The following is a 15,418-nucleotide window of genomic DNA, read 5'->3' as shown; positions in this document are numbered from 1 at the left end:
GGCACCGACATCGGCCACCCCAACGACGCCTTCGACACCGCCGCCATCGTCCACCTCGCCGACCACGAGGCGTGACCGCACCCAACCCGCCCAACCGGAAAAGGACCTGCAACGCGCTGCACTAGAGCTTCTGCTGCCGGATGATGTCCTCCAGCGAGCCGGAGGGCAGCGATCCGTCGGGGGTCAGCTTGTCCACGGCCCGGGGCAGCGACTGGGCGATCTGGTCGGCGGCGTGCTCGGGGCTGACGCCCGTCTGCTCGGCCACCTTCTGCAGGGCCTCGTTCGGCAGTGCCTCGGCGATCTGCGCTCCGGTGACGGCCTTGTTCTCGCCGGTGCCGACCCACGACTGGGCCTGGTCGACGAGGCCGGACTTGGTCAGCATGTCCATCAGCCCGCCGAGCGGGTTGTTGCCGCCGCCGGCCGCCTGGGCGCCACCGCCGGCGAGCGCACCGAGCAGGGCGCCGAGGATGTTGCCGCCACCGCCGCCGCCGCCCGCCTGGCCGCTGCCGCTGCCGCTGCCGCTGCCGCCGAGGAGCGAGCCCAGGAGAGAACCGAGGTCGTTACCCGCCATCGTCATGCCTTTCGGAGAGGGACCGGTCCGCGCTCGTACGGCGCCACCGGCTTCGAGACAGGGACAATCTCACCCGGATCACCCCATGACGCCACTTGGCGCACGGCCCCGAACCCGCCTCCGGGGCACCTGGGGTAGAACGATCGGCATGATCTTCCACATCGTCGCGCTCACCGACTGGACGGCCGCGCCCGAGCTCCCGTACGCCCCCGTCTCGCTCGATTCGGAGGGTTTCGTGCACTGCTCGGCAGACCGTGCGACGGCTCTCGCGATCACCGAGGCGTACTACCGGGACACCCCCGGCACCCTGCTGACCGTGGAACTGGACGAGGCGGCGCTGACCGCCGAGGTCCGCCGGGAGGGTGAATCAGGCGGCCTCTACCCCCATGTCCACGGCCCGTTGAACCGGGATGCGGTGGTACGCGTGTGGGAGGTGGTGCGCACACCCGGCACTCCCGCCACATGGGAACCGTGGCAGTCGGGCGACCGACGCGCGCCGCACGGCAGCGAAGAGCCTGGCGCGGCGGACTTCTCCTGAAGGCCGCCGCAGACCAGGATGCTGCTCGCCCAGCCTGGCCACACAGCGAGGAGACAGTCATGAGCGACCCCACACGGACCGCCCGGCGCACCGTACTGGCGGCAGGGGCGGTGGCCCTCACGGGCGGTGCCCTCACGGCGTGCGGTACGTCCTCCGAGAAGCCCGCGAGCGAGGCGGGTACCGGATCGACCCCACAGGACGCCGGGTCCTCGGCCGGGGGCGCCGCGCTGGTGAAGTCCTCGTCCGTACCGGTCGGCGGCGGCACCGTGCTCAAGGAGCAGAAACTCGTGGTGACCCAGCCGACGGCCGGGTCTTTCCGCTGCTTCACCGCCGTCTGCCCCCACCAGGGGTGCCTGGTGAACAAGGTGGAGAACGGCAGCATCGACTGCCCCTGCCACGGCAGCAAGTTCGAGATCACGGACGGCGCGGTGACCAAGGGTCCGGCCGCCACCGGGCTCGCCGAGAAGAAGATCGTCGTGTCCCCGGGCGGTGAAATCTCCCTCGCGTAGCGCGGGGGCGTCCGCCTACTCTCCCGGGATGAACGACCTCAGCCTCGTCCGGGACCACACCGTCTACTCCTGCGTGATGGGCTCCCGCGCGTTCGGGCTGGCGACGGAGGCGAGCGACACCGACGTGCGCGGTGTCTACCTCGCCCCCACGCCGCTGTTCTGGCGCTTCGAGAAGCCGCCCACGCACGTGGAGGGGCCGCGTGACGAGGAGTTCTCCTGGGAGCTGGAACGCTTCTGCGAACTGGCGGTGCGCGCCAACCCGAACATCCTGGAGTGCCTGCACTCCCCGCTGGTGGAGCGGGTCACCCCGGTCGGCGAGGAACTCCTGTCCCTGCGCGGGGCCTTCCTCTCCCGCTGGGCCCACGTCACGTTCACCCGCTACGCGGCCGGTCAGCACGGCAAGCTCCTCGCGGACGTGCGCACCCACGGCGCGCCGCGCTGGAAGCACGCCATGCACCTGCTGCGCCTGCTCGGGTCCTGTCGCGACCTGCTGCGCACGGGCCGCCTGGAGATCGACGCCGGCGCCGACCGGGAGCGTCTCCTGGCGGTACGGCGCGGTGAGGTGGGCTGGGCGGAGGTGGACTCCTGGATGTCCCGCCTGACCGGGGAGGCGGAGGCGGCCCTCGCCGGCAGTCCCCTGCCGGCGGAGCCGGACCACGCCCGGGTGGAGGACTTCCTGATCCGTGCCCGCCGCGGGGCGGGCCCGGCCGGGTCGGGATCGGTTCAGGCGTCCCAGAGGGCCCCGAGGGCCAGGAGTTCGTCGCGGTACTCGATGCGGCCCTCCCAGTCCCGGGGCCAGACGTCCGCGCCGAGGTGGGCGCCCGCGAAGGCGCCGGCCAGGCAGGCGATGGAGTCGGAGTCGCCCTTGGTGCAGGCGGCCCGGCGCAGGACGGTCAGCGGCTCGTCGGGGAAGAGCAGGAAGCAGTGCAGGGCGGTGGCGAAGGCCTCCTCGGCGATCCAGCCGTCGCCCGTGGCCAGGCAGGGGTCGGTCTCCGGGGACGGCGACTTCAGCGCGGCCGCGACCCGGTCCAGGACGCCCAGGCACTCGTCCCAGCCGCGGGCCATGAAGGTCCGCTCCGTGGCGTCGGAGGTGCTGCGCATCCACAGGTCGCCCAGCCAGTGCTCGTGGTAGCGGGTGCGGTTCTCCAGGGCGTACGAGCGCAACTGCCCGACCAGGCCCGTCACCTCGGTGCCGCGCGCGAGCAGGTACACGGCCCTGGCCGTCAGGTCGGAGGCCGCGAGGGCCGTCGGGTGGCCGTGCGTCAGGGCGGACTGGAGCTGGGCCGCGCCGGCGCGCTCCTCCTCGGTCCAGCCGGGCACCAGGCCCACGGGGGCCACCCGCATGTTCGCGCCGCAGCCCTTGGACCCGATCTGGCTGGCGTCGCGCCAGTCCCGCTCCGGCTGGTCGAGGAGCCGGCAGGCGCGCAGGCAGGTGTTGCCCGGGGCCCGGTTGTTCTCCGGCGAGTGGTACCACTCGACGAACTCCTCCCGGACGGGGCGGGTCAGCCGCAGGGGTCCTGTGCGACCCCGCTCCCCCGCGGTGCGCATGCCGCGGGCCAGCGCGAGCGTCATCTGGGTGTCGTCGGTGACGATCGCCGGGCGGGGCAGGGCCATCTGCCGCCAGGGTCCGGTCTTGGAGAGGATCGACGGGACGTCGTTGAACTCCGTCGGGAAGCCGAGGGCGTCGCCCAGGGCGAGGCCGAGCAGGGCCCCGGTCGCCGCGCGCTTCTTCGTCGTCACGGTCATCGTGCGTGTCCTTCCGAGGGGCGGAGCAGGGGCGGGTGCAGGGCCGTCGCGGGCCCGGAGCGGTAGAGCGCGGCCGGTTTGCCGCGGCCGCCGGTCAGTCGGGCCGCTCCCGCCACGACCTCGACGAAGCCGGGGGTGGCGAGGACCTTGCGGCGGAAGTTGGGGCGGTCCAGGGCGGTGTCCCAGACGGTCTCGTAGACGGCCTGGAGCTCGCCGAGGGTGAACTCGGGCGGGCAGAAGGCCGTGGCCAGGCAGCTGTACTCCAGCTTCGAACCGATCCGCTCGCGCGCGTCGTCGAGGATGACGGCGTGGTCGAAGGCCAGTCCGGCGGCCTCGCCCACGGGCACCCAGCGTGCCCCGTCGGCGTCGCCGCCGCCGTCCGCGGCCGGCTCCGGCATGTCGGGGACCAGTGCGGTGAAGGCCACCGAGACCACCCGCATGCGGGGGTCGCGGTCGGGTTCGCTGTAGGTCCGCAGCTGTTCCAGGTGCAGGGCGGCGACCACGGCGTCGGACAGGCCGGTCTCCTCGGCGAGTTCGCGGCGTGCGGCGCTCTCGGCGGACTCGCGGGGCAGGACGAAACCGCCGGGCAGGGCCCAGGCGCCGGCGTACGGCTCCTGTCCGCGCCGGATCAGCAGCACGTGCAGGGCGCCGGCGCGGACGGTGAAGACGGCGAGGTCGACGGTCACCGCGAACGGTTCGAAGGCGTGGGGGTCGTATCCGGTGGTCATCCGGTCTCCACCCGCGCGTTCTCGGGCAGCGGGTCCGTGAAGTGCCATCCCTCGGCGAGCAGTTCGTCGACCGCGGCCACAGCCGCGGTCAACCGCGTCTCCCGGTCGCCGCCCATGAGCAGGAAGCGCTTCCCGGTGGCGGTGAGTTCTTCCCGGAAGCGTCCGGTCATCCACGGTCGCAGATGGGCTCCGTCGCGCAGCCCGTCGTCCTCGAAGGGCACGTCGACGTCGTCGGTCAGCAGGTACAGGTCCCGCCGCGTGCGGGAGGCGATCTCCTCGACCTCCTCGTTGCGGCCGCCCATGTACCGCTCGTGCCAGATGCCGGTCGCGAAGGAGTCCGTGTCGCAGAAGAGCACCGGTGAGCCGAGCCGGGCCGCCTGTTCCTCCTCGGCGTCCTGGCGGCGGGCGATCAGGGGGAACTCCCGCGACGCGAAGGACACCTCGGACCAGGAGGCCGCCGGGTCCGCGGCCCGCGCCGCCGCCAGCTTCTCCTCGCTGTACCGGCGCCCGTACTCGGCGACCCAGCCCGTCTTGGCCCAGACTCCGCCGCGGCGGCGGTAATGGGCCGCCAGGTCGCGCGAGAGCGTGGTCGTGCCCGTGGACTCGGCGCCGAGGACGACCACGCGCCGGGTCAGGGCGGCCCGTACGGCCGGGCCCAGGAACTCCCAGCAGGCGGCGGGGTCCGCGCGGACGGTCGTCCCCGACACCGGGAAGAGGGTGCGGTCCGGGTCCACGCAGACCTCCTGGGCGCCGAAGCGCCGCGCGAGTTCCGTCCCGTACGCCTCCGAGGTGAAGACGGCGTCGACCCGGCCGGGCACGGCGGCGCGGAAGATCGCCATGTGCGCGTCCCAGATCGCCGGGTCGTGCAGGTCGACCGGGATGTCGTCGACCGCGCCGACGACGTGGGCGCCGGGGTGGGCCTCGCGCATCCAGGCGACCCGGTCGGCGAGCGGCACCGATTCCACGGAGGCCGCGCACACCAGCACGGTCAGCCGCTCGCACTGGTCCTGGGCGGTGCGCACCAGGTGGTGGTGGCCGGCGTGGGGCGGGTAGAACTTGCCGAGCACCAGCCCGTGACGGTGGCGCCTCATGCCGTCGCCGCCCGCACCGGCCCGCGGGAGCCCTCGGGGCCGTCGGTCCCCTCGGTCGCGGCGAGGGCGCGGCGCCAGCCGATCAGTCCGGCCACGCACAGGGCCAGGAAGCCGACGTACAGCACGGCCGTCACGTACAGGTCCTTGTGGACGTACAGCGGGATGGAGACGAGGTCGGTGGCGATCCACAGCCACCAGGACTCCAGGAGCTTGCGGCACTGCCCGTAGGTGGCCATGAGGGAGAGCCCGACGGCCAGCGCGTCCCAGAGGGGGACGGTGGAGTCGGTGGCGCGGTCCAGCAGCAGGGTGAGGGCGAGCACCCCCACCGCCCCCGCCGCGGTCAGGGCGACCCATTCGGTGCCCGTGGTCCGGCGCACCGGCAGGGCCTCGGCGGTTCCTGGTCCACCCCCGTGGGTCCAGGACCACCACCCGTAGGCGGCGAGGGCGATGAAGACCATCTGGAGCCCGGCGTCGGCGTAGAGGCCGGCCTGGGCGAAGAGCACGATGAAGAAGACGTTGTTCGCGATCCCGATGGGCCAGTTGGCGATGTGCTGCCGCGCCACCAGCCAGACGCACAGGGCGCCGGTGGCGGCCGCCAGGATCTCGGTCCAACTCGTCTGCCAGCCCATGGAGGCCCCACCTTCTTTAATAGTCAGGTTGACTATAAACATGATCGGGCGTGCGGGCAAGCAAAAAGCCCGCGGTGCCGAAGGGCACCGCGGGCTTTTCGGCCCCGGTGGACGGGGCTCGGTCGTGCGAGGGGTCGGGCAACCCCGCGCGAGGGTCCTACAGACCGACCTCGCGCATGAGCATGCCGACCTCGGTGTTGGTCAGGCGGCGCAGCCAGCCGGACTTCTGGTCACCGAGCTCGATCGGGCCGAAGGAGGTCCGGACGAGCTTCTCCACGGGGAAGCCAGCCTCCGCCATCATGCGGCGGACGATGTGCTTGCGGCCCTCGTGGAGGGTCACCTCGACCAGGTAGTTCTTGCCGAGCTGGTCGATGACGCGGAAGTGGTCGGCGCGGGCGTAGCCGTCCTCCAGCTCGATGCCGTCCTTGAGGCGCTTGCCGATCTCGCGGGGCAGCGGGCCGGTGATGGCCGCGACGTAGGTCTTCTTCACGCCGTACTTCGGGTGCGTGAGGCGGTGGGCCAGCTCGCCGTGGTTGGTGAGCAGGATGATGCCCTCGGTCTCGGTGTCGAGCCGACCGACGTGGAAGAGACGGGTCTCGCGGTTGGTGACGTAGTCACCGAGGCACTGGCGACCGTCGGGGTCCTCCATGGTGGAGACGACGCCGGCCGGCTTGTTCAGCGCGAAGAAGAGGTACGACTGGGTGGCGACGGTCAGGCCGTCCACCTTGATCTCGTCCTTCGGCTGGACGCGCTTGCCCTGCTCCAGCACGATCTCGCCGTTGACCTCGACGCGGGCCTGCTCGATGAGCTCCTCGCACGCACGGCGCGAACCCATGCCGGCGCGGGCGAGCACCTTCTGCAGACGCTCCCCCTCCTCCTCGGCACCCGGGAAGGTCTTCGGCGTCTTGATCACGGGCTTGTCGGCGTACCGGTCGCGCACGCGCTCCTCGATCCGCGCGTCCAGCTCGCGGGGGCGCGACTGGCCGCTGCGGCTGCCGGGGCCGCTGCGCGGGCCGCCGGCTCCACCGATGCCGGGGGTCCGGGAGGTACGGGGGCCACCCTTGGCGCCACCGCGCGCGGAGTCGCCGCGGGCACCGCCGCGGTTGCCGTCGGCCGCGCCGCGGGCACCGCCGCCGCCCGCCTTGGCGCCGCCGCGGCCGTTGCGCTCGCCCTCGGGGCCCACGTCGTAGCGACGCTCCTCGGGGCGGGGGTTGCGGGGACGCTGGGGGGCCTGGTCACGGTCACGGTCGCGCGAGGCGCCCGTGCCGGAGCCGGCGCCGCGGTAGCCGCCGCCGGAGCCACTGCCACCACCGGAGGAGCCGCCGCGGTAACCGCCGCCGCCGGACGAACCGCCCGAGCCGCCGCCTCGGTAGCCGCCGCCACCGCCGGAGCCGCCGGACGAACCGCCGGAGCCACCGCCCCGGTAGCCGCCGCCACCGCCCGAACCGCCGGAGGAGCCGCCGCGGGGGCCGCCGGAGGAGCCGCTGCCACCGCCGGAGCCGCCACCGCGGTAACCACCACCGCCGGAGGAGGGGCCGCCGCGGGCGTTACCACGCCCGCCGCCACCACCGCCGCCGCTGTTCCTGTTGCCGCCACCGTTGCCGTTACCGCTGCTTCGCATCAAAGTTCCGTCGTCTTGTCGTCTTCAAAGTAGTCCGGTGCATCAGGTGCGTCCGGATCGAACGACGGAACACCCTCTTGCGTCTCGGCTTCGATCGCGTCCGCCTCGGGGAGGAAGGGCGCGAGCTCCGGGAGCTCGTCCAGGCCGCGCAGGTCCATCCGCTCCAGAAAGTAGTTCGTCGTCCTGTACAGGATCGCACCTGTTTCGGGTTCCGTCCCCGCCTCGGCCACCAGACCCCGTTGCAGGAGGGTCCGCATGACCCCGTCGCAGTTCACTCCGCGGACCGCCGAGACCCTTGATCGGCTCACCGGCTGGCGGTACGCGACGACCGCGAGGGTCTCCAGTGCCGCCTGGGTGAGCCGGGCCTGCCGGCCGTCCAGCACGAAGGCCTCCACCGCCGTCGCGAAGGCCGCGCGACTGTAGAACCGCCATCCGCCGGCGACCAGGCGCAGTTCGAAACCCCGCTCCTGGGCGGTGTACTCGTCGGCCAGTTCCCGCAGGGCGACCGCGACCTCGCGCGGGGTCCGTTCCAACACCTTGGCCAGGTGTTCCTCGGTCGCGGGTTCGTCGACGACCATGAGGACGGCCTCCAGGGCGCCCTTGAGGGCGAGCTCCGCCGGCTCGGTCATTCCTTCGCCTCCACGATCTGATCGAACTCGTCCGTCACCGTCGGCATCCCGTCGCCGTCCCCGCCGCTCCAGCGCACGGTGAGCGTCCGCAGGGCCTCCTCCTGGTCGAGGACCACGGCCTTCTCCCGGTACAGCTCCAGCAGGGCCAGGAAGCGCGCCACGACGGTGAGGGTGTCCGGGGCGTCCTGCGTGAGTTCCGCGAAGGTGGCCTCCCCGCGAACCTTGAGCAGGGCGACGACCAGGGCGGCCTGCTCGCGGACACTGACGAGCGGGGCGTGGATGTGGTCCACGTAGACCTGGGGCGTCGCCCTGGGCTGCATGGCCTGCACGGCCAGCCGGGCGAACCCCTCCGCGCCGATGCTGATCACCACATCGGGCAGCAGTTCCGCGATGTGCGGCTCCAGTGCGACGGTGCGCGGGTACCGCAGGCCCTCGTCCTGCGCCCGGTGCTCGAAGATCTCCGCGATCCGTTTGTACGCCCGGTACTGCAGGAGCCGGGCGAAGAGCAGGTCCCGGGCTTCCAACAGCGCCAGGTCGGCCTCGTCCTCCACCTCGGCGGCGGGCAGCAGCCGGGCGGCCTTCAGGTCGAGGAGGGTGGCGGCCACGACGAGGAACTCGGTGGTCTGGTCCAGGTCCCAGTCGGGTCCCATGGCACGGATGTGCGCCATGAACTCGTCGGTGACCCGGGACAGCGCGACCTCGGTCACATCGAGTTTGTGCCGCGAGATCAACTGGAGCAGCAGGTCGAAGGGTCCCTCGAAGTTCGCCAGCCGGAGCGTGAACCGGCCGTCGCCCGCGTCGACGGGTGCGTTGACGGGAGCCTCACCGGCGACCTGGAGGGCCTCAGGGGGCCCTGTGGGCGCCTGGACCGCCTCCGAGGCCTCCTGGGCGCCCGAGGGGACTTCGCGGGCCTCCGGGAGCCCTGTGGGCGCCTCGGAGGGGATCCGGGCCGGCGTCTCGGGCGGGAGGGGCGGCGTCTCGGGCGGTACGGGGGCCGGCTCCCGGCCTCCCGGCTCTCGCGGCCCCTCGTCCCCCTCGGCGGGGGCGCCCGGGCCGCGGCCCAGCCGGCGGCGGGCGGGGTGGTCGGGTTCGGCGGGAGGGTGCATCGAGGTCCAGGGTGGTGCGAGGGCGTACGGACGGGCCGGCACGGCGGTGCCGCCGAGGCGACGTTAGCGGGCCGGCCCTCGCCCTGGCGTCAGGCGCCGGTCAGCGCCCGCGCAGTCTTCGTACGAGGATGCTCGCGTCGCCCCGGGACTCCAGGTCCGCGAGGACCACGGCGACCGCCTCGCGGACGATGCGGCCGCGGTCGACGGCGAGGCCGTGCTCGCCGCGCAGCACCAGCCGCGCGTGCTCCAGGTCCATGAGCTCCTCCGCGGAGACGTAGACCGTGATCTTCTCGTCGTGCCGCTCGCGCCCGCTCGGCCGCCGGTTCGCGCCCCGGCCCTGCCCCTTGCCGCGCCGGGGCGCGGACGCCCCGGCGGCGGCGGTGGCAGAACCTTCCTGCGGCCTGCGCTGCGCGCCCACCGCCGGCTCGCCGGTCTCCCGGCCGCGCCCCTCCGTCGTGCCCTCCGCCGAGTTCGCCGGGTGTTCCGACTGCGCCGAGCCGCCCGCGGACTCCTCGACGCCCCGCCGCGGCGAGGACGACTGCAGCGCCATCCCCCCGGTCGTACGGAACAGTTCGTCGGCTCCGGGCAGACTCACTCGGCGGGACACCGGGCGAGCACCTCCCTGGCCAGCTGGCGGTAGGCGGCGGCGCCCACGGAGTTGGAGGCGTACGTGGTGATCGGTTCACCGGCGACCGTGGTCTCCGGGAAGCGCACCGTCCGGCCGATGACCGTGTGGTAGACGTGGTCGTCGAAAGCCTCGACGACGCGCGCCAGCACCTCACGGCTGTGCACCGTCCGGGAGTCGTACATCGTGGCGAGGATGCCGTCGAGTTCCAGCTCCGGGTTGAGCCGCTCCTGCACCTTCTCGATGGTCTCGGTCAGCAACGCCACACCGCGCAGCGCGAAGAACTCGCACTCCAGGGGGACGATCACCTTGTGAGCCGCCGTCAGGGCGTTCACGGTCAGCAGACCCAGCGAGGGCTGACAGTCGATCACGATGTAGTCGTAGTCGGCCATCAGGGGCTTGAGGGCCCGCTGCAGGGTGGACTCGCGCGCGACCTCACTGACCAGCTGCACCTCGGCGGCGGACAGGTCGATGTTGCTCGGCAGCAGGTCCATGTTGGGGACCGCCGTCTTCAGCAGCACCTCGTCGGCCGACATGCCCCGCTCCATGAGCAGGTTGTAGACCGTCAGGTCGAGTTCCATCGGGTTCACGCCGAGACCCACGGACAGCGCGCCCTGGGGGTCGAAGTCGACGAGCAGCACGCGGCGCCCGTACTCGGCGAGCGCGGCACCCAGGTTGATGGTCGACGTGGTCTTTCCCACGCCGCCCTTCTGGTTGCACATCGCGATGATCTTCGCCGGACCGTGGTCGGTCAGTGGACCGGGGATCGGGAAGTACGGCAGCGGCCGTCCGGTCGGGCCGATCCGCTCACGGCGCTGACGTGCAGCGTCGGGGGCGAGAGTGGCCGCGTACTCGGGGTCGGGCTCGTACTCCGCGTCGGGGTCGTAGAAGTGCCCTTCGGGCACGTTGTCATAGTCGGCGAAACCCACGGGCTTTTCGCCGCTCAGGTCGCCGGCCCTGGAGTTCACGTCTAGGCCGTCCATGCTGTTTCGGGGCGTCGTCATGTGCTGGTGGTTTGCGAAGGTGCGGACTGCGACGGAGCCGACAGCTTCGATTCCGGCAGGGCCCTGGCCCCGCGCAGGCATTCCTGCTCGACCACCCCCAGGAGCAAATGTCGACTCATTCACAAGTCGTCTTACCTCCTCGGACGTGACCAGGACACTTATCGATAGGTCAGCGTGGCACCATGCCGACGGTTGGCGACTCTATGGCGTGTCACCACCCAGCGGCAACACAATCCACCGGACCCGACGCGTTGTGTCGGCAACCGAACACCACTCTGTCAAGGGCGTACGAGCTGTCGCCGCGAAGTTTCGCAGGTGTGCGAAAGGGTTAAAGGGTTACGTTCGAGGCGAGTTGAGCAGCCTCGACGCGCACCCCGAAAACGCGTCCGGCCGGACCTCGCGAGCAAGGTCCGGCCGGAGACGTGAGATTGACGTCAGTCGTTGACGGTTCAGCCGAGCAACGTGCTCAGCGGGAGCGTCGGGAGACCGTGGGCGTCGGCGACGGGACCGTAAACGACCTGCCCGTCATGGGTGTTGAGGCCCAGACCGAGGGCCGCGTCGCGGCGCAGCGCCTCGACCCAGCCGAGATTCGCGAGCTGCACGATGTAGGGCAGGGTCGCGTTCGTCAGGGCGTAGGTGGAGGTGTTCGGCACCGCGCCCGGCATGTTGGCGACGCAGTAGAAGACCGAGTTGTGGACCTGGAAGGTCGGCTCGGCGTGCGTGGTCGGACGGGAGTCCTCGAAGCAGCCGCCCTGGTCGATCGCGATGTCGACAAGGACACTTCCGGGCTTCATCTTGGCGACGAGCTCGTTGGTGACCAGCTTCGGGGCCTTCGCACCCGGGATCAGCACCGCGCCGATGACCAGGTCGGCCTCGGTGACGGCCTTCTCCAGCTCGAAGGCGTTGGAGACGATCGTCTTGATCTTCGTGCCGAAGACCTTGTCGGCCTCGCGGAGCTTGTTGATGTCCTTGTCGAGCAGGGTCACGTGGAAGCCCATGCCGATGGCGATCTGAGCCGCGTTCCAGCCGGAGACACCGCCGCCGATGACCACGCACTCGCCGGCGTGGGTGCCGGGGACGCCGCCGGGCAGGACGCCGCGGCCGCCGGCGGAGCGCATCAGGTGGTAGGCGCCGACCTGCGGGGCCAGCCGGCCCGCGACCTCGGACATCGGGGCGAGCAGCGGGAGCGCGCGGTTGGCGAGCTCGACCGTCTCGTACGCGATGGCGGTGGTGCCGGACTCCAGGAGGGCGTCCGTGCACTCGCGGGAGGCCGCCAGGTGCAGGTAGGTGAAGAGCGTCTGGTCCTTGCGAAGGCGGTGGTACTCCTCCGCGATCGGCTCCTTGACCTTCAGCAGGAGGTCCGCGGTTGCCCAGACCTCGTCGGCGGTGCCGAGGATCTCGGCGCCGGCGGAGACGTACTCCGCGTCCGTGATCGAGGAGCCGACACCGGCGTTCTGCTCGACGAAGACCTGGTGGCCGTTGCGGACCAGCTCATGCACGCCGGCGGGCGTGATGGCGACCCGGAACTCGTTGTTCTTGACCTCGCGGGGGATGCCGACCTTCATCGTCGATCACGGTCCTTGGCTCAGGGGATTTTTCGGGTCACTTCCATACATACCCGCTCACAAGAACGCGCAACGGGATGCACCACGAGATGACGTGGTGGAGCCAGTCTAATGAAGGATGAGTCGCTGTCTAGCCTTGCAAACAAATAATCTCAGTCGGAATCACTACGGATTTCGCAGGCAGCAGGGTCATCTCCCAGCAATCTGTCGGCTGCGGACCGGTGCAGCCTTGCAGCCGCGGGGTCGCCCAGCCTGTCCAGCGTGTCGGCCAGCCGCACCTGCAGCGCGGCCTGAAGTCGCAGGTCCCCGGCCCTGCGCGCCAACTCGATCGCCTCGCGGCAGGTGTGCAGGGACTCCTCGGGTCGTCCGGCGTACTCCTGGATTCGCGCCATCTCGCTCAACGCCTTTGCCTGGCCCGGGACATCGGCCAGCCGTCGGTAGCCGGCGGCGGCGGCCCGCCAACTGCGCAGCGCCTCCCCGTAACGGCCCGCGTACGTGTGCACGTTGCCGAGCCGGCCGTACAGCCTCGCCTCGTCCAGACGCTCCCCCCGGGCGAGTGCCTGGGTCAGGGCCCGGCCGAACCAGTCGGAGGCCCGGTACCAGTCCGCCAGCTCCTGGTACGCGCCGCCTACGGATTCCATCGCGCGGCCCGTCGCGTACGGGTCGTTCGCCGCCTTTCCGGCGACCAGCGCGGCCCGGTACCGCTCCAGCGCCTCGTGGGTGCGGCCGGTCTCGGCGTCCAGGTCGGCCAGGTTCAGCAGTGCGGCGGCCTGCTCCCGGTACAGGTCGCGGCGTTCGGCGACGTCCAGGACCAGGCGGTGCAGCCCGTACAGCTCGGGAGCGGCCGCCTCGGTCCCGCGGTGTTCCGCGAGGGCCCGTACGAGGGCCGAGACCAAGCGGCGGGCCAGGGTGTCCAGGTCCCCGTCGGCCACCGCGAGGGCGGCCGACGCGGACAGGGCGGGCAGCCGGGTGTCCAGCCAGCCGGCGGCGGCCCGCCGGTCGGCGAAGCGGAGGGCGCGGGGCAACCCGTCCAGTCGCTCCCGCACGAGCTCCTCGTCCTCCTCGGCCATGGCCCGGCAGGAGGTGAGAAGACGCACGGTCCGCTCCAGCATCCGGGCCCGGGCCAGCTGCACCTCGGCCGGTCGCTCCTTGGCCTCCAGCAGGGCCTGGAGCAGGGGCGCGAGGCAGCCGGGCAACAGGAACAGACCGTCGGGGGCGTGCCGGACGAGACCCAGCCCGGCGAAGTCCTCCAGGGTGGACTGCGCGGCGGCCACGGAGCAGCCGGCCAGGGCGGAGGCGGTGTGCGCGTCGATGAAGCCGGCGGGCGCGAGCGGAAGCAGGCGCAGGGTCCGCTGGGCGGGCTGGGGCAGCGATTCGTAGACGAGCCGGAAGGAGCGGGCCAGCGGCCCGCTGGTGCCGGGCGGCATGTCGTGGAGCTGCTTGGCCACGTCGGCCACGGCGGCCTTCGGGTGCGCGGCGAGCCAGCCGCCGACCAGGGCGAGTGCGGCGGGTTGTCCCCCGCACTCCTCGGCGAGGGTCTCGGCGGCGCGCGGGTCCACGGTGATCCGGGTGTCCCCGATGCTGTGCGCGAGCATCTGGACGGCGGAGGGGGTGTCCAGTCCCCCGAGGGTGCAGGGGCGGACGTCCGGGATCCCGGTGAGCGGCCCTTCGGCGGTCACCACGACCAGGCACTCGGGGGTGTCCGGCAGCAGGGCGTCGACCTGGTGGGGGTCGGCGGCGTCGTCGACGAGCAGGATGACCCGCCGCCCGGTGAGCGCGGTGCGCAGTTCGGAGCTGAGGTCGTCCTCGCCGGCCCCGGGCGGGGTGGAGTGACCGAGGCCCTCCAGCAGGGTCCTGACGGCCCGTTCGGTGGCGACGGTCTCCCCGCCGGGCGTGGTGAGCCTCACCTTCACGACCCCGTCGGGGTAGTCGTCGCGCACTTCGCGGACGAACGCCTCGGCGAGCGCCGTCCGCCCCGAACCGGGGCGACCCGCGACGAGCAGGACCCTCGCGCGGGGCGCCTTCGCCTTGCGCCCCGAGAGGGTGTCGAGCCCGGTCCGTGCGATGTCCTCGCGCAGCTCCTTGAGCTCACGCCGCCGCCCGACGAAATCCGTCACGGGATCCGCTCCTCTCCCTGCCTTAGGGTTGCCGAGCGTAGTTCACGCAGAGCGACGACCCGTGTGGAGCGCGGCGGGCACATCGCCCGATCGGATCAGCCGATGGTCACACCAGGCCCCCCGACGGCCCTCCGCCCACCCCCGGACCGGGCCGCGACGGAGCGGAACAGGGTGGAGCGGGACGGCGCGAGGCGGCCCGGCGCGGCGAGGGCCGGGCGGCTATGCCTCGTAGGGCCGGGCCGACCACGGCGCGTCGGCCGGGCGCAGGGCGTCCAGACCGCCCTCGACGGCGAGGGCCGCGGACAGGGCCAGCACACCCGACACCAGTCCCGGGTTCGCCAGCTCGCCGGCCAGCACCCCCCGCACGAGTTCCGCGAGCGGGACCCGGGCGAACTGCATGTCCGCCTCCTCCTCCGACACCTCGAAGCGCGCGCCCTCCGCCTCGGCGAGGTCCCGCGCCAGGAACACGCGGATCGCCTCGTCCGAGCCGCCGGGCGAGGCGTAGAAGTCCACCAGCACCCGCCAGTCGTCGGCCTTGACGTGCACCTCTTCGTACAGCTCGCGCTGCGCGGCGTGCAGCGGGTTCTCCCCCGGCACGTCGAGCAGGCCCGCCGGCAGCTCCCACAGCTTCCGGCGCACCGGGTGTCGGTACTGCCGCAGCAGGAGCACCTGCCCGTCCTCGTCCAGCGCCAGCACGCACACCGACCCCGGGTGCACCTGGTAGTCCCGGCGCACGGTCGCGCCGTCCGGCATCCGGACCACGTCGGAGCTCACGGCCGTCTTGGCGCCCTCGAAGGGCCGCCGGGTCGAGACCGTCTCCCAGGTTTCCGAGGTGTCCTTGATCTCGATGTCGATGCCCATGCAATGTCCTCCACAACGCGCGACAGCCGGGGTACGGATCTCCGTGCCCCGGCTGTCTACGTTATGCGGTCAGGCCCT

At 72.3% G+C, this 15,418-nt stretch carries 14 protein-coding genes and 2 pseudogenes; 3 read left to right on the top strand and 13 right to left on the bottom strand.

Features of this window, described 5'->3' with window-relative positions:
• Window positions 1–121: 121 nt before the first annotated feature.
• Window positions 122–586, bottom strand: a pseudogene (locus OTB19_RS31565) (YidB family protein); the annotation flags it as partial.
• 133 nt (window positions 587–719) lie between these two features.
• Here OTB19_RS31565 and OTB19_RS31560 point away from each other — a divergent pair.
• The 3 genes and pseudogenes from OTB19_RS31560 to OTB19_RS31550 form a co-directional block, all read left to right on the top strand.
• Window positions 720–1,109, top strand: a complete 390-nt coding sequence (locus OTB19_RS31560; protein ID WP_267802094.1) for a DUF952 domain-containing protein — start codon at window positions 720–722, stop codon at window positions 1,107–1,109.
• A gap of 59 nt (window positions 1,110–1,168) precedes the next feature.
• On the top strand, window positions 1,169–1,618 hold the full coding sequence (locus tag OTB19_RS31555; protein WP_267802093.1) for a Rieske (2Fe-2S) protein: 450 nt from the start codon (window positions 1,169–1,171) through the stop codon (window positions 1,616–1,618).
• Between the two features lie 28 nt (window positions 1,619–1,646).
• Window positions 1,647–2,318, top strand: a pseudogene (locus OTB19_RS31550) (DNA polymerase beta superfamily protein); the annotation flags it as partial.
• Window positions 2,319–2,341: 23 nt separating this feature from the next.
• Here the strand turns inward: OTB19_RS31550 and OTB19_RS31545 are convergent.
• The 12 genes from OTB19_RS31545 to OTB19_RS31490 all read right to left on the bottom strand — a co-directional run bounded on the left by OTB19_RS31545 (window position 2,342) and on the right by OTB19_RS31490 (window position 15,328).
• Window positions 2,342–3,364: an ADP-ribosylglycohydrolase family protein gene (locus OTB19_RS31545; RefSeq protein WP_267802092.1), complete on the bottom strand. Its 1,023-nt coding sequence runs from the start codon at window positions 3,362–3,364 to the stop codon at window positions 2,342–2,344.
• On the bottom strand, window positions 3,361–4,092 hold the full coding sequence (locus OTB19_RS31540; RefSeq protein ID WP_267802091.1) for an NUDIX hydrolase: 732 nt from the start codon (window positions 4,090–4,092) through the stop codon (window positions 3,361–3,363). The genes OTB19_RS31545 and OTB19_RS31540 overlap by 4 nt, the downstream gene beginning before the upstream one ends.
• The gene (locus tag OTB19_RS31535; RefSeq protein WP_267802090.1) at window positions 4,089–5,183 is read right to left on the bottom strand and encodes an AAA family ATPase; all 1,095 of its coding nucleotides are present in this window, start codon (window positions 5,181–5,183) and stop codon (window positions 4,089–4,091) included. The genes OTB19_RS31540 and OTB19_RS31535 overlap by 4 nt, the downstream gene beginning before the upstream one ends.
• On the bottom strand, window positions 5,180–5,812 hold the full coding sequence (gene pnuC, locus OTB19_RS31530) for a nicotinamide riboside transporter PnuC (RefSeq protein ID WP_267802089.1): 633 nt from the start codon (window positions 5,810–5,812) through the stop codon (window positions 5,180–5,182). The genes OTB19_RS31535 and pnuC overlap by 4 nt, the downstream gene beginning before the upstream one ends.
• A gap of 157 nt (window positions 5,813–5,969) precedes the next feature.
• Window positions 5,970–7,433, bottom strand: a complete 1,464-nt coding sequence (locus OTB19_RS31525) for a pseudouridine synthase (RefSeq protein WP_267802088.1) — start codon at window positions 7,431–7,433, stop codon at window positions 5,970–5,972.
• Window positions 7,433–8,062, bottom strand: a complete 630-nt coding sequence (scpB, locus tag OTB19_RS31520; RefSeq protein WP_267802087.1) for an SMC-Scp complex subunit ScpB — start codon at window positions 8,060–8,062, stop codon at window positions 7,433–7,435. Before scpB ends, OTB19_RS31525 begins: the two co-directional genes overlap by 1 nt.
• Window positions 8,059–9,168, bottom strand: coding sequence for a segregation and condensation protein A (locus OTB19_RS31515; protein WP_267802086.1), 1,110 nt, complete (start codon window positions 9,166–9,168; stop codon window positions 8,059–8,061). Before OTB19_RS31515 ends, scpB begins: the two co-directional genes overlap by 4 nt.
• Window positions 9,169–9,268: 100 nt before the next feature.
• Window positions 9,269–9,775 (bottom strand): hypothetical protein, encoded by a 507-nt coding sequence (locus tag OTB19_RS31510; RefSeq protein WP_267802085.1) that lies wholly within the window; start codon window positions 9,773–9,775, stop codon window positions 9,269–9,271.
• Window positions 9,760–10,878, bottom strand: coding sequence for a ParA family protein (locus tag OTB19_RS31505; RefSeq protein WP_267802084.1), 1,119 nt, complete (start codon window positions 10,876–10,878; stop codon window positions 9,760–9,762). Before OTB19_RS31505 ends, OTB19_RS31510 begins: the two co-directional genes overlap by 16 nt.
• Window positions 10,879–11,246: 368 nt before the next feature.
• The gene (ald, locus tag OTB19_RS31500) at window positions 11,247–12,362 is read right to left on the bottom strand and encodes an alanine dehydrogenase (protein WP_267802083.1); all 1,116 of its coding nucleotides are present in this window, start codon (window positions 12,360–12,362) and stop codon (window positions 11,247–11,249) included.
• 152 nt (window positions 12,363–12,514) lie between these two features.
• Complete coding sequence (locus OTB19_RS31495) at window positions 12,515–14,479, bottom strand: tetratricopeptide repeat protein (protein ID WP_267802082.1); 1,965 nt, start codon at window positions 14,477–14,479, stop codon at window positions 12,515–12,517.
• Window positions 14,480–14,698: 219 nt separating this feature from the next.
• A complete protein-coding gene (locus OTB19_RS31490; RefSeq protein ID WP_267802099.1) occupies window positions 14,699–15,328 on the bottom strand; it encodes an NUDIX domain-containing protein in 630 nt (209 codons plus the stop codon).
• Window positions 15,329–15,418 lie beyond the last annotated feature (90 nt).

It is taken from the genome of Streptomyces sp. H27-H5, from assembly GCF_026627505.1.
GTDB lineage: Bacteria > Actinomycetota > Actinomycetes > Streptomycetales > Streptomycetaceae > Streptomyces.
This window is presented reverse-complemented; position numbering and strand designations above follow the sequence as displayed.